The sequence below is a fragment of the Spiroplasma endosymbiont of Panzeria rudis genome, from assembly GCF_964019705.1.
Taxonomy (GTDB): Bacteria; Bacillota_I; Bacilli_A; order Mycoplasmatales; family VBWQ01; genus Spiroplasma_E; species Spiroplasma_E ixodetis_A.
Map to the genome: position 1 here is coordinate 123,200 of NZ_OZ026460.1, position 13,094 is coordinate 136,293.

At 23.0% G+C, this 13,094-nt stretch carries 21 protein-coding genes; 20 read left to right on the forward strand and 1 reads right to left on the reverse strand.

The genetic code is table 4. The features are described from left to right. Positions 1-30 precede the first annotated feature (30 nt). From AACK89_RS00675 to AACK89_RS00725, 11 genes are all read left to right on the forward strand, one after another. Positions 31-888 (forward strand): hypothetical protein, encoded by an 858-nt coding sequence (locus AACK89_RS00675; RefSeq protein WP_338978597.1) that lies wholly within the window; start codon positions 31-33, stop codon positions 886-888. A 1-nt stretch (position 889) separates the two neighbouring features. Beyond that, on the forward strand, positions 890-1,309 hold the full coding sequence (locus tag AACK89_RS00680) for a hypothetical protein (protein WP_338978599.1): 420 nt from the start codon (positions 890-892) through the stop codon (positions 1,307-1,309). Positions 1,310-1,325: 16 nt separating this feature from the next. Beyond that, complete coding sequence (locus AACK89_RS00685) at positions 1,326-1,454, forward strand: hypothetical protein (RefSeq protein ID WP_281749165.1); 129 nt, start codon at positions 1,326-1,328, stop codon at positions 1,452-1,454. Beyond that, complete coding sequence (locus AACK89_RS00690; RefSeq protein WP_338978600.1) at positions 1,454-1,702, forward strand: hypothetical protein; 249 nt, start codon at positions 1,454-1,456, stop codon at positions 1,700-1,702. Before AACK89_RS00685 ends, AACK89_RS00690 begins: the two co-directional genes overlap by 1 nt. Further along, the gene (locus AACK89_RS00695; RefSeq protein WP_281748368.1) at positions 1,702-1,935 is read left to right on the forward strand and encodes a hypothetical protein; all 234 of its coding nucleotides are present in this window, start codon (positions 1,702-1,704) and stop codon (positions 1,933-1,935) included. The genes AACK89_RS00690 and AACK89_RS00695 overlap by 1 nt, the downstream gene beginning before the upstream one ends. 1 nt (position 1,936) lies before the next feature. Continuing rightward, positions 1,937-2,143, forward strand: a complete 207-nt coding sequence (locus tag AACK89_RS00700; protein ID WP_338978603.1) for a hypothetical protein — start codon at positions 1,937-1,939, stop codon at positions 2,141-2,143. Between the two features lie 22 nt (positions 2,144-2,165). Beyond that, positions 2,166-2,420, forward strand: coding sequence for a hypothetical protein (locus AACK89_RS00705; RefSeq protein WP_174480864.1), 255 nt, complete (start codon positions 2,166-2,168; stop codon positions 2,418-2,420). A 10-nt stretch (positions 2,421-2,430) separates the two neighbouring features. Beyond that, positions 2,431-2,805 (forward strand): hypothetical protein, encoded by a 375-nt coding sequence (locus AACK89_RS00710; RefSeq protein ID WP_338960394.1) that lies wholly within the window; start codon positions 2,431-2,433, stop codon positions 2,803-2,805. Between the two features lie 208 nt (positions 2,806-3,013). After that, positions 3,014-3,205 (forward strand): hypothetical protein, encoded by a 192-nt coding sequence (locus AACK89_RS00715; RefSeq protein WP_338978605.1) that lies wholly within the window; start codon positions 3,014-3,016, stop codon positions 3,203-3,205. Between the two features lie 2 nt (positions 3,206-3,207). Beyond that, a complete protein-coding gene (locus AACK89_RS00720) occupies positions 3,208-4,260 on the forward strand; it encodes a hypothetical protein (protein ID WP_338978608.1) in 1,053 nt (350 codons plus the stop codon). A gap of 11 nt (positions 4,261-4,271) precedes the next feature. Beyond that, positions 4,272-4,622: a hypothetical protein gene (locus AACK89_RS00725; protein WP_338978611.1), complete on the forward strand. Its 351-nt coding sequence runs from the start codon at positions 4,272-4,274 to the stop codon at positions 4,620-4,622. A gap of 118 nt (positions 4,623-4,740) precedes the next feature. Here the strand turns inward: AACK89_RS00725 and AACK89_RS00730 are convergent, their stop codons facing one another. Further along, entirely contained in the window at positions 4,741-5,901 is a 1,161-nt protein-coding gene (locus AACK89_RS00730; RefSeq protein ID WP_338978613.1) for an Mbov_0401 family ICE element transposase-like protein, read from the reverse strand. Positions 5,902-6,004: 103 nt separating this feature from the next. On the opposite strand from AACK89_RS00730, the gene AACK89_RS00735 reads away from it, so the two are divergent. The 9 genes from AACK89_RS00735 to AACK89_RS00775 all read left to right on the forward strand — a co-directional run bounded on the left by AACK89_RS00735 (position 6,005) and on the right by AACK89_RS00775 (position 13,092). Beyond that, positions 6,005-6,388, forward strand: a complete 384-nt coding sequence (locus tag AACK89_RS00735) for a hypothetical protein (RefSeq protein WP_338978616.1) — start codon at positions 6,005-6,007, stop codon at positions 6,386-6,388. Positions 6,389-6,491: 103 nt separating this feature from the next. Further along, positions 6,492-7,007, forward strand: coding sequence for a hypothetical protein (locus AACK89_RS00740; RefSeq protein WP_338978619.1), 516 nt, complete (start codon positions 6,492-6,494; stop codon positions 7,005-7,007). A 28-nt stretch (positions 7,008-7,035) separates the two neighbouring features. Further along, entirely contained in the window at positions 7,036-8,370 is a 1,335-nt protein-coding gene (locus tag AACK89_RS00745; RefSeq protein WP_338978622.1) for a hypothetical protein, read from the forward strand. 2 nt (positions 8,371-8,372) lie between these two features. After that, positions 8,373-8,660: a hypothetical protein gene (locus tag AACK89_RS00750; protein ID WP_338978625.1), complete on the forward strand. Its 288-nt coding sequence runs from the start codon at positions 8,373-8,375 to the stop codon at positions 8,658-8,660. Continuing rightward, the gene (locus tag AACK89_RS00755; RefSeq protein ID WP_338978626.1) at positions 8,629-9,462 is read left to right on the forward strand and encodes a hypothetical protein; all 834 of its coding nucleotides are present in this window, start codon (positions 8,629-8,631) and stop codon (positions 9,460-9,462) included. The genes AACK89_RS00750 and AACK89_RS00755 overlap by 32 nt, the downstream gene beginning before the upstream one ends. Continuing rightward, on the forward strand, positions 9,462-10,373 hold the full coding sequence (locus AACK89_RS00760; protein ID WP_338978627.1) for a hypothetical protein: 912 nt from the start codon (positions 9,462-9,464) through the stop codon (positions 10,371-10,373). The genes AACK89_RS00755 and AACK89_RS00760 overlap by 1 nt, the downstream gene beginning before the upstream one ends. Beyond that, positions 10,374-10,928 carry a hypothetical protein gene (locus AACK89_RS00765; protein ID WP_338978629.1) on the forward strand — a complete coding sequence of 185 codons (555 nt, stop codon included), beginning with the start codon at positions 10,374-10,376 and terminating at the stop codon, positions 10,926-10,928. Between the two features lie 3 nt (positions 10,929-10,931). Next, positions 10,932-11,273, forward strand: coding sequence for a hypothetical protein (locus AACK89_RS00770; protein WP_174480417.1), 342 nt, complete (start codon positions 10,932-10,934; stop codon positions 11,271-11,273). Positions 11,274-11,316: 43 nt separating this feature from the next. Further along, positions 11,317-13,092, forward strand: coding sequence for a hypothetical protein (locus tag AACK89_RS00775; RefSeq protein ID WP_338978631.1), 1,776 nt, complete (start codon positions 11,317-11,319; stop codon positions 13,090-13,092). Positions 13,093-13,094: the final 2 nt, after the last annotated feature.

The following is a 13,094-nucleotide window of genomic DNA, read 5'->3' on the forward strand; positions in this document are numbered from 1 at the left end:
TTATTAATATAAAAGTAAGGAGTTTTATTTATGCCTAATGAGTTAGAACAAACTAGTAATTATACTTTAACTAAAATATTAAGAACTGGATTAAGTCCATTAAGTGCTATGGTAGGAGTTAGTGCTTATTATGGTCAATATTTAAAAAACCCAATTTTGGGAAGTATTAATTCTTTGTTATTTAGTAAAAAGTTAGGAATTGATATATGGAATATTAATCAAAGACCAACTACTAGAAATAAAGTTATTAATAGTTATAAAAAGATATTTTTAGGTTTAGGAACAATTGGTTTAATTAATTATGCTAAGTTTGTTCAGTATGTAAATAAGTCTGTGTCTTTATTAAGAGATGAACCTTGTTTTTGACCACCATGTCCAACTGAACCATCAATTTCTACTCCAATACCAACTCCTAAGCCAGTAATTGATAAATCTTTTGTAGATTGAGATACTTATATATCTTTAAATAGTTTTGGTATAGCAAATGTTATTAGTGGTTTAACTGAGTTAATACCTAATAGATTTCAAAATATAAGAAAAATAGCGAATATGGGTACTGGTGGATGTTTGATAAGTAGTGGTGTTGCTATGGGTATTAATAATGATTTTAATAATTATTTTGCTATTCCTACGATTATTGCTGGTGCAAGTGAGATTATTAATACTTTACTGTTGCCATTAGGAAATACACATAATAATACAGAATTACAAGAAGTGTTTACTGATGAAAGAGCAAGATTAATTAATGCTAGTGTTAATAATTATCAAAGTACAGATGATGGTATGGTTGATGTTGATTTAAATGATGATAGTATGTCGGATATTAATTTAGATAGAGCAAGTTTAAATTGGGATTATTCTTATTCTTATACACTAGGTGGTGTTTAAAGTGAAAATATATATGTGATGAATTTTAAAATTTATGGCATTAACTGGATGTATTACATTTAGTATATTTTTAGGATTAATTCCTAGCATTATAGTTTTAGGAATTGTTGCAATTAAACCAGTATCTATTTTAATTGGTATTGTTGTAGGTTATATTGGTATTCCATGAAATAATATTAAAACTAAAATAACAAATTGAGTTTTTAAGAGAAAAGAAAATAAATTTAGTAAAAAGAATGATTTAAAAGTTGAAAGAAAAAGATATGAAAAACAAAAATTAGAAAGAAAATTTGAAAATTTAAATAATCAAATAAAAGATTTAAAACAAACATTAGAATTTCAAAATAAATTATTAGAAATTAATAATGAAAATTCAAAGATTAATAAACAAAATAAAACAATAAAAACGTTTATTTTATAAGGAGTGAATTAATTTTATGAAAAAAGATAAATGAAAAAATATGTCAAGACAAAAGTTGCATAAGAAAAAGGCAAAAAGAAATTTTGACCAAAGATTAAGTGAAAATATGAATTATGATGATTTTTTATTAGGGGGTAAAAAATAATGGAAAATAAAGAAATTAAAAAAAAGTGGTATGACACTTCTAAATTTCATGTTTTTTGTTTTATTGTTGGTTTCTTTTCTATGGTTTGAACTGTTGCTGAAATACATAATATTATAAATGGTAATTTTGACTTTTTTATTGGTTTAGATTTAGGAATTAATATTTTACTTTTTGTTTTAGTAATTGTTTATGAATTATTTAGTTTAATTGATTTTTTAAAAAAAAGAAAAAAAGGAAGTTTTAAATAATGGATTTTAAAGAAATTATAAAATATGCGTTATATATTGGTGGTTTTTGTTTAATTCTTTGGTTTTGTAGAAATTGAATACGTGAGGGTATAGAAAAATATAAACATAGAAAACATATAAAGGAGAATGATAGTGAGCCTGATTGTATTTTTTGTCGTAAAGATTTTGAAAAGAAGAAACGTAAATTAGAAATGGAAAAACAACAAAGAGAATTAGAGAAAGGAGGTGATTAATATGCCCGCTGGATTATCAGTATTATTAAATATGATTGGTGGTGTTGGCCAACAATTATTAAATGCTTTTACTTATATTTTTGGTTGAGTATTTACAACTGGCGATGGTGGAACACTTACAAATTGACCAGTGTTAATTTCAATTGTATTTATGGTATTAGTGTTTATCAAACAATTTGTGGGACATATTATTCATGGAACACATTAGTAATTAGAAAGGAAGTAAGCAAATGGTAAAGTTATTTTTTAGTTTGGTTTTTGTTTTACCTTTATTAGGTAGACTTTTACCAGTTGTTAATACTTTGGTACAAACTATTTATATGCAGTATTTAAGTTCTTTTGCTGGATTACATACTGTGACACTTTTTATTAAGTCGTTCTTTTATGATAGTTTATACACTTTACCTTTGCCTATTCTTGCTTTAATAAATGTTAGTTTTGTATTTTATTTAATTTTAGGATTATTTAGATTTACAAGACATTAGGAGTGAAATTATGTTTATACCTTTTATTACAACCGTTATGCAATTATTTGCTTCAATTTTTATGAAGTTTTTTAGTTTTCCACTTGGTGATTTAGGTTTTAATTTAGGTACGTTAATGATATTTTTGATTTTGCTTAGATTTGCATTTAGGGTTATTTTACCCGAGTTGATGTTGCCAACATTAGGGTTAGGATATGCTGTTAAGTTTATTGGTAAAAGTTCTGTTTCTTTGGGTGTTGGTACTGGTCAACAAATTGCTAAGAGTTATCAAAGACGTGTTGAAAAAGTAAAAACAAGAAATAAACAACAAGGTAAGTTTAAAGGTGGTGCTGGCGGTAATAAGTTTACTGGTAGTTCAACTCGTGACTTTGGTATTGGTGATTAATTATGTCTAATTTTGTTTTTAGTATATTGCATTTTATTTTTATATTTTCTAGTAAAGATATTCAAATATTTTTAAATCAACCAAATATTACTAATGAAGTTTATATTTTGTTTAATTTGACTTTTTGATTGGTATTGGGTGTATTTTTAATTTTATTTATCGTGCTATTAAATTTGTTTTTAGGTCATTGTTTGGGTAGGTGTTAAGTATGAGTGTTTTAGAAATTTACAATAAAATACATCAATGTATAGTTGACTATTGAACTATGTTTATAGGTAATCCAGTTGATGATTTTACTACTATTTTATGAAATTTAGTAATTTATGGAACTCAGTTTTTTATTGGATTTGTTTTGTTTTATGGTTCATGGTGAATTTTAAAATGTTTATTTGGTAAATAATTATGTGATTTAAGTTTGCAAAATTATTTTTTGTTGTAAATACTTCTGTTCAAGCACCAACTAGTTTAATTGCTTCAAATGACCCTAATATTGTTAATTATGATATTACAAAAGAAATGGTTAAACATGTTAAATACCATAGTTTTGATGATTGAGCAACAATTCCATGAAATTCTGCTTATTTTGATGTTGACCAACCGGATTTAAAATTAGTAAGTGGTGAATTTATTGGTAATCAGGGTACTTATATATGTTCTTATTATAGTGATACAGTTGGTGTTCCGTCACAAGAGATAAATATGGGGTCTGGTGTTTATACTTTTAATAGAAAACAATTGGATGAATTTTCACGTATTATGTTTAATCATAATTATGTTGCAGAAAAGAATACTAATCGTTTGAATTTTGTTAATGCTGATAGGAGAGTTATAAATTTTCAAACACAGTTAAATTTTGAAATTGATAAACCTTTAAGTTTTTATATTCAAGGTTTTATGTTTTATTTTGAATATGAATATTTTAAAACTTTTACTGCTAATTTTGTTTTTAGTTTTTTAGATAATGTTGGTGATACAAAGTATGTTTTTAAAGGTAAGGTTGATAATGATATTTATCAGCAAGATTTATATAATTTTGTTACTATGCCTATTCGTGTTCCAAATTTAAGACATTTAACAGTATTTTTTGATGTTCATGGTGATTCATTTTCACATATGTCACCACGGTTAAATTTTGGTCAAATTAATATTTTTTCAAGTGAGAAAGTAACCCCAGTACCACCAAATAGTCCTTTTAATCCTGAGTATGAGCGTGTTAGTTGATATGATGTTTTTGGTCATTTGCGTAATTCTTTTAGGTGAGTACTTTATGGCGTTGTTGGTAAAGTTTTACCAGTAGAACCATTAAGAGAGTTTTTTACTAAACTTGACGGATTATTGAGACGTATTTTTGATGATACTATTAGTTCTGTTTTAAATGTTGATTTTACTAGTGGTTTAGAACAAGTTTTAACATTGTGAGTATTTTTAAAAGCAGTTGGGTTTTTAGTTGGTTAGGAGTTGAAATAATGCCTTGATATGGTTATGTTCTTTTAGGACTTTTATTATTAATAATATTGTATCCATTTTTAATAACTAGAAAAAATATAAAGATATTACAACGTGTAGGTAGTTATATTATTTCTGCACCTCCAAGAACTGGTAAATCTGCTCTTGCTTGTTGTTTAGCACAAAAACATAAAGGTAGAGTAGTAAGTCCTATTCCTATTAAAGTACTTAATGAATATAGTTATCGTTGTTATTATGATGATGTTTTTAAGTTTAATCAATTAAATAGTAATTATGCTTTTAAAGAGTGTGATATGGTTGTTTTAGGGACGTATTTCAAATGTGGATATAATTTAATTTTCTTTAAATAAAAGATAAAATAAATTATTAATTGTTATGAATATTATAACCCTATTTAGGGTAAATGTCAAGTTTTATAAAATAAAAATTCCTAACTATTTAGGTTTAGATTTATTAAATTTTATAAATTTAAACAAACACTTTTAATTTATTAATTCTTGCTTGTTTTAATTTTAATAAATTAAAAAATGCTTCTTTTGAATAAATTTTTGCATTATTATTAGATATAGATTTTATTAAATGATAAACATCACTTTCAGCACTACAACCAATATTTCAAATAGCATTTTGATTTCTAATTCCTTGTTTATTATTTTTAAAATATTCATATATTTTTTCATCAGCATTATTTTCTTTTAAATAATCTAATAATTTATAATAACAACCATTTAAAAATAATTTATAATAAGCATAATTTAATTTTTTATTATTTTCTTTTGTTCTTTTACCTTTTCCTACAATAAATACTTGTTTTAATTTTTGTAATGGATGTCATTTATCTACAGCATAATCAATTTTTAAATAATTAGCAGTAGATTTAAGATAAGTAGCACCATCACCAGTTAATTTTAAATTTTCATTAGTATAACCAATAAAAATATTATCTAAATTAGTTATTATAGATTTACCAAATTCTTTTTTAGTAATTCTTTGACCTTTTCTAGTTGATAAAACAAAAATATATTTATTTTCTAAAACATGTCTATTATCAGTAGATTTATTTAAATCATAACCAGTACTTATACTTACTGTTCTATGTCTAAATTTTCTTTTTTTATTATTATCAATTAAATTATTATATGATTCATCTGATTGAATATAAATATAATCAGTTGGTAATATTTTTATTTTTTCTTTTGGTAATTCTTGAACAAATATATTAGTTTTTTTTACTCTTCTACAAATTGTTGATAAAGATATATTTATTTTTAAATTATGTTTAATTATAGGATATGTAATATTATTTAAATCTGCATTCAATATTATTAATTTATTAACTCAATTTGTATAATTTTTATATTTATCAATATCAATATATGTTCTTGTTGGAGTTATAATTTCATTTGTTAATTTATTTTTATATGTACGTAATGGTAAATAAGATATTCCAAATTCACTTTTTATTAAATGTTTTCTACGTTTTATTACTTTATATTTACTTCTATCATATTGATTTAAAAATCAATCATTATCATATTTTAATATTTTATTATCATAATCTAATAACATTTGTTTTTCATGATTAATTTTATGTTGATAATTATCAAGTTTTTCGGATATTAAAATCATAATATTATTATTCCTTCCTTTAAACTACAAATGATTATATATAGATACATTAGTAAATGTTATAATATACTTAACAATAATAATGATTTTAAAAGGTGATAATATGCCAGCAAAAAGAAAAGAATTAGGAAATTATAAAGAAAAGATAAATGAATATTTTAGAGATAATAAAAATGTGCCAACTAGAATGACAAAAACTGGTTTAAATTTAGCATTAGGAATTGATAGAAAATATATATTTGATTGCCGACGCTACCAGACAAAATGACAACAAAATTTCTTGAAAGATTATGATAAAGCATGTCAAAAAATTGCTAATTATTTATTACGTAATACTATGAAAGACCCAAAATATCAATGAGAATATTTAAGAAAATGTCATCCAGAAGAATTTGATGATTTACAAAATAATTTTGAAGAAAATAACTCAAAAAGTAATATAATTATTAATATTTGTGAACCTAGAAAAATAGAAAATAATGATTAGAAACCTATAATAAATATAGGTTTTTTTCTTTATTTTAAAGGATAAAAATGATATAATTAATATTAAGGAAACAGTAGCCATTCTGTGAGTTTAGGAGTTAAATATGGAAAACTTTAACTGAGATAAAAGTAAAAATTATACTAATGAAGAATTGGAAAATTTATTAGAACAACACCGAAATTTTGTTTATAAAAATACTAAAACTGAATTAGAACCAAAAATAAATGAATATGAAACAAAATTAAAAGAATATGAAAATAAAGTTAATGAATATCAAGAAAAAGAATTATTTAATGGTTTTAATGATAAACAATTAAAAATAGTTAAATCATTAATTAATACTGAATATAAAGAACTTGATAAACATTCTGCTTTAAATAAAATAAAAGAAGATTATGCAGAAATATTTAATAATAATTTACATAATAAAGAAATTAAAAAACAAGAAATTATTAAAAATGAAGAATCTAAACAAGAGTTTTTTAATCCAAAAACACTTTTTGAATTAGATAATAATATTACATCTAAAAATGAAGAATTATTAAAAAATACAGAAGTTGTTGGTGCAAAAACTAAACAAGAAATGATTAAATTTTTAGAATTTTTATTTAGTAAATAATTAAATATTTCTCAAAAGGAGAGATATTATGGCTATTCCACAAGTTCCAACTGGTTTAATTACTGGTGGTAATAATGGAAATAAAGCAATGTTAACTGCTATGGAAGCACAAGTAAAAGGTATACTTTATAATGATGAAAGTATGATGTTTTTAAAAGCAAGTGCAGTTGCAGAACAAATAAGTGAAATACCTGGAGCAGTAGAAGCATATTACCGTATTGCTGAACGTTTACGTTGAGGTTCAAAATATGATGTTGAAGTTGGAACAAATAAACAATGAACAACATTAAGAACAACTAGTGTTATTTTAGACCAAATATTAGTTATTGATTGAAGAACTGAAGATTTTGATATGAATAGATTTATGTCAAGTCCAATTCCTTTAAAAGCAAATATGTTATCAATATGAGCAGAAAGTGCATTAAGAAATTATTTATTTATACAAGAATGTATTTTTTTACAAGGTATTAAAGATTATTGTATTGCTAAATCACAAGTAATTCCTATTAATATGTTAGAAATGACAGAAGATACAGCAAAATCAGCATTTTATCAAATTGGAGATAAAATGAATGAATTATTAGGAAATATAACTGAAACTGAAATTGGTACAAATGTAAGTGATTTTATTGGTGCATTAGGATTTACTCCAATGTTACAATTAACAAAAGCATATTTAAGATTAAATTATGGTCAAATTGCTGCAGATACTGTAGCAAGTGGCCAATTATATAAACAATCAGTATTTGGTATGTTTTTATATAAACATATGTTTTTAAATAAAGATATGGTTAAAGATACTAAAACTGGTTTACATTTAGAAAAAACATTTGATTTAAAAAAAGTATTAGGAGTTTTTGTACATAGAAATGCATTTGCACAACCTAATAGTTTTCAAAAAATTGTTAATTTAATTGATAATAATACATTAAATCAAAAAACATTAGGTAAAGCACTTTATGGTATAACAACAGCAATTCGTGGTTGATTATCATTTATTATTATGGAAAAAATGCCAACTGCTTATGAAATTAAAGAAGCACAAAAACGTTGTTGAACTAATTGAATTAAATTAACTCCAGCAGAAAGAGAAAAATCACCAGTAACATTTAAAATTGCTGATTTTGATGATTTTAGAATTAGTTTAAATGATTTAATTTATTTTAAAAATTTAGGAAAAATAACTATGGCTGGTGATACACCAACTAATGATGAATTAGAAACTGCAATAATAAATGCTGGTAATCGTGGTTATGAAAAAGGTAAAGCAATATTTAGTAATATTACAAAAACAAGTGCTACTATGACTGGTAATGATAAAGATTATATTGAAGAAATAGAATTAAAATTTTCTAAAAAATAATTATGGAATATATTTATAAATATTTTAATGAAAAAGCACGTATTACTATTTATTCACCAAAACCAGCAGATTTAACTACAAGTAATGATATTAGAGCAATTTTATTAGATGAATATCCTAAATTAAGAAATGATTATTTTATTGTAAGTGATGTACATGATAGTTATGCAATATGTGTTGGAGATAATATACATTGTGAAGGTAAAGTAATAATTAAAATAGAAAAACAACCTAATTTATTAAAAGGAGTTAATGAAAATGCCAATTTCTGAAGATATACAATTAAATAATTATACTTTATTAAAGATAATTCGTTCTTCAATTAGTCCTTTAAGTGCAATGATAGGTACAAGTGCTTATTATGGTCAAGTAATTGCAAATCCAGTATTAGGTTCAATTAATAGTTTATTATTTGGTAAAAAATTAGGTTTAGATATTTGAAATTTAAATCAAAGACCAAATACTAAAACTAAATTAATTAATAGTAGTAAAAAAATCTTATTAGGTTTAGGAACAATTGGTTTAGTTAATTATGCAAAATTTACTAATAATGATATTAATCCTAATCCAACAGAAAATCCAATAACTACTACAACACCAATTAATCCATTTCCAGATGATTTATTATTTAGTAATAATAGGACTGATAATCATTTAATGGATTGAGATACATATTTTTCTTTAAATGCTTATGGTATTTCAAATCTTATTAGTGGATTAACTGAATTAATCCCAAATAGATTTGAAACTATACGTAAAATAGCAAATATGGCAACTGGTGGTTGTTTGATTAGTAGTGGTGTTGCTATGGGTATTAATAATGATTTTATGAATGCTTATGCAGTACCTACCATAATTGCTGGTGCAAGTGAAATTATTCATAATTTACTACCTATGGAAACAACACATCATATTCAAGAAATGCAAGAAACACCATTTAATAATGAAACTGCAAGATTAATTAATGATAATAGATTTACTATTAATAGTGAAACTGCAAGTCAATATTATGGTAGTGATAATATGAGCGAAGTACCATTAAATCATGATAATGCTTCATTAAATTGAGATTATAATCACATGAGTTTATAATGAATCCTTTAATTATTGAATGAATATACAATGCTTTAGTAAGTAATGATATTAAATTAGCATTAATAAATGCTTTAAAAACTTATTATAAAAATAAATCATTAAAAGCAGTATTTGATAGTGAAAATATTAGTGAAAAAGAAATACATCAACCATATAGTGTTTTTAATCCAAATATACTTAAAAAATTAACAAGTATATTAAAACCAAGTGAATTATCTATATTACAAAATGAAATTAATAAATTTAAAAATCCAATAAATAGTTTTAAAAATTCTATTATGTCAACAGAAATTAGAACTGTTAAAAATTATGTTAATAAATTTAATAATTTATTTAAAGAAAATGAAGAAGAAATACCAGAAAATGCATGAGAAGTATTATCAAGTTCATGATTTAAAAAAGGAAGATTTATTGTTGATAATAAAAATTTAAAAATTGGAACTTTAACAACATTATTTCAAAGTGATAATGATAAAAGACAAATATGATATGGTCCATATACTTATCCAACATTTCCACAAGAAATATGAATATTAATGACACAAGCTAAAGGTAAAAATGGTTCTGGTGCTGGAACAATATTTTGAAAATTTTGAAATAGAAAATGATTACCAAGTCAATTAAGAAAATATGTTAAAAGTGAATTAGCAAAAAAAGGTAAATATTATGGTTCACAAGATACTAGTGTAATTTATCCTAATAATATTAATGTACAAAAAACTATGCATTTTATTAATAGATTAGAAAAAGGTTTTTTTAAATTAAAAGAATATAAAACTTTATCTAAAAATGAAATTGGAAGTACACAATGAAGATATGAAAGAAAACAATTATTAAAAAATTCTTTACATACAAATAAATATATAAAAATTAAAAGAAATTCTAATTTTTATAAAACATGAAAGTAGGTGGTAATTATTATTGAATTAGATAAACCAATTAAACCAATTGGTATATGAAATACTATTAATCCATTAAGTAAAGATAATAAAGAATATAAAAGATTAAATAAGATTTGATTTAATAAAAATAGTACTCATATAGATAAAATAAAAATTTTAATATCAAATATTTTAAAAATAACTAGTCATAGTCTTGGTATGTTTATAACATTATTTTTTACAATAACACCTTGATTAATACCTAAAATACCAATATCAATGGGAATAGGTAATTATACTCATCCAATCACTAATTTAATTATTGATAATCAAACTAATCAATATAATTTTACTTGACCTGACCATTTAATATTAACGTTATTTCCTATGTTTGGTCATATTAGTTTAAATATTATTACTAAATTAGGTAATTATGGAAAATTAATTAAATATTTATTAATAACTATACCAATTATTATTACAAGTCCATATTTAATATATCAATATAAACATATTAGAAAACATAAAAAAGAATGTCATTTATGTAAACAACATTCAAATAAAATACAATTGGAGGAATAAAAAATGAATTTATCTACAACAGTAATATCAGCAGTATTAAGTGGAGCAGTTGCTAGTGGAGTAATTGTTACTATTGTTTTATTATTTTTATCAAAATTTATTAAAAAATCAAAACAATCAAATTTAGCAAAAGAATTAAAAAATAATAAAGAATTAGAATTTATTAAAGCAAATATTAAACAAATAAATTCTCAATTACAATTAGAAACTACATCAACTGCTAAATTACTTGATAGTTTTAATGTAGAACAAGAACAAATAGATAATTTTGTAATAGCACAAAAATCTAAAAAGAAAGAATTATCTGAAAAAGATAAGAAAAAAGTAACTAAATTTAAAATTTAAAGGGTTTAAATACCCTTTATTTTACATTAAGGAGTAAATTATTATGGCTATTAAAGACCCATTAATGTTTATTACAATTGAAGAATTTAAAAATTGAAAAGGTTTTAATAAATCATTATTTGATGAAGTTACAACACCAGATAGTGAAATTAGATATGCAATAGAAATTGCAAGTAGTAATATTGATTTTTTAAGTGGTTTTACTATTTCAAAAAAATGACCAGAAATAAATTCAACTAAATTTACTGATAATATTCAAACGGCAACTACTCATTATGTTAATTTTTTATTAGGTAAAGGTGTTGAATATGCACGTGGTCAAGCAAGTATTGGTCAAGGTGGCATTACTTATTCACAAAATAATCCAGAAGATCCTTATTATATTGTTCCACAAGTATTTAATTATTTAAAAGAAATAAATGAATATCCAACTATGCAAGGTTTTAATCTTGATGTTTCACCTAAACAAAATTGATTTAAAAAATTTATGGGTAATGGTGGTGAACAAAATCCATGAGAAATTTATGTACCATTTACTAATATTAAAAGTAGTGATGATAGAACTAAAATTACTATTACTCATCCAAAAAACATTATGGGTTCAGTACTTGATATTGATACTACTGGTATTAAATCAAGTGATAGTCATTCATTATGAGAAATTGATAAAGATAATCCTAATTTTATTAAACCAAAAGATTATAAAGGTATTGATGTTAATGGTAAAAGAATTATTGATGTTGGTACACCTACATTTTTAAGTGATGCTACTACTAAAGTATATGTTGATAATTTATTAGATAAAAAACAAAATAAATTAACTGCTGGTGAAAATATTAAGATTGATGAAAAAACTAATACTATTAGTGCTATTGGTGGTTCTACTGATTTAACTGATTATTATAAAAAAGAAGAAGTAGATAAAAAATTAGAAGATACAAAAGCACAATTTCCTATTGCATTTCAAATAAATGCTGTAAGTCAAGAAATTCCTAATTTAGAAACTACTAATAAAACAGTTGTTGGTTCTATTAATGAAAATAAAACTAATATTGATAAAAAACAAGATAAAGAAAATTGAAAAATAATAGGTGAAAGTATAAATAATCGTGAATATAATAATTTTAAACTTTGATTTGATAAACTTTATAGGGTACTTATAACTTGAGAAAAACCACCATTTAATCAAGTAAATACAAGAATTATAGTAGAATTTAAAACTGGTAAATATTTAGGTGGTAAGGCTGGTGATAAAATTTTTCTTACACAAGGAGAAATTGATGGAATTGAAGCAAATTTATATTTAGTTGTAGTAAATGCAAATAATTTTAAATTAATTATAGAAGGTGCTAATGAAAAATATGGGAATATATTTTCGTTAGAAGAATTACAAAATACTATTAAAGTTAATATTTTACCTTTAAATATTATTTCTAAAACTTTAAATATAAAATTACTAGAAAAAGATGCCTTTAATATTGAATTAAAAGATATTCCACCAAAACCAAGTCCAAGTGGTTCAAATTGAAAAGAAGTAGGAACAAAAGTTAATATAAATCATATTAAATATACTTTTAAATCAAATACTAAATATAAAATTTATTATAATTTTGAAAGCCAAACAAGTAGTAAAAAATTTGCTTTTATGTGTAAAGAATTTTTATATGGTGAATTAAATAAAGAGGTTCAAACTTTGGATTGAGATAATATTAATGGTAGAATAATGCTTTCTTTACAAATGCAGAATGATACAATTGCTATTGTTAGTGACCCTACAAGATTTGGCCAACTTTTAAAATTAGAAGAATTGCAAGAATAATA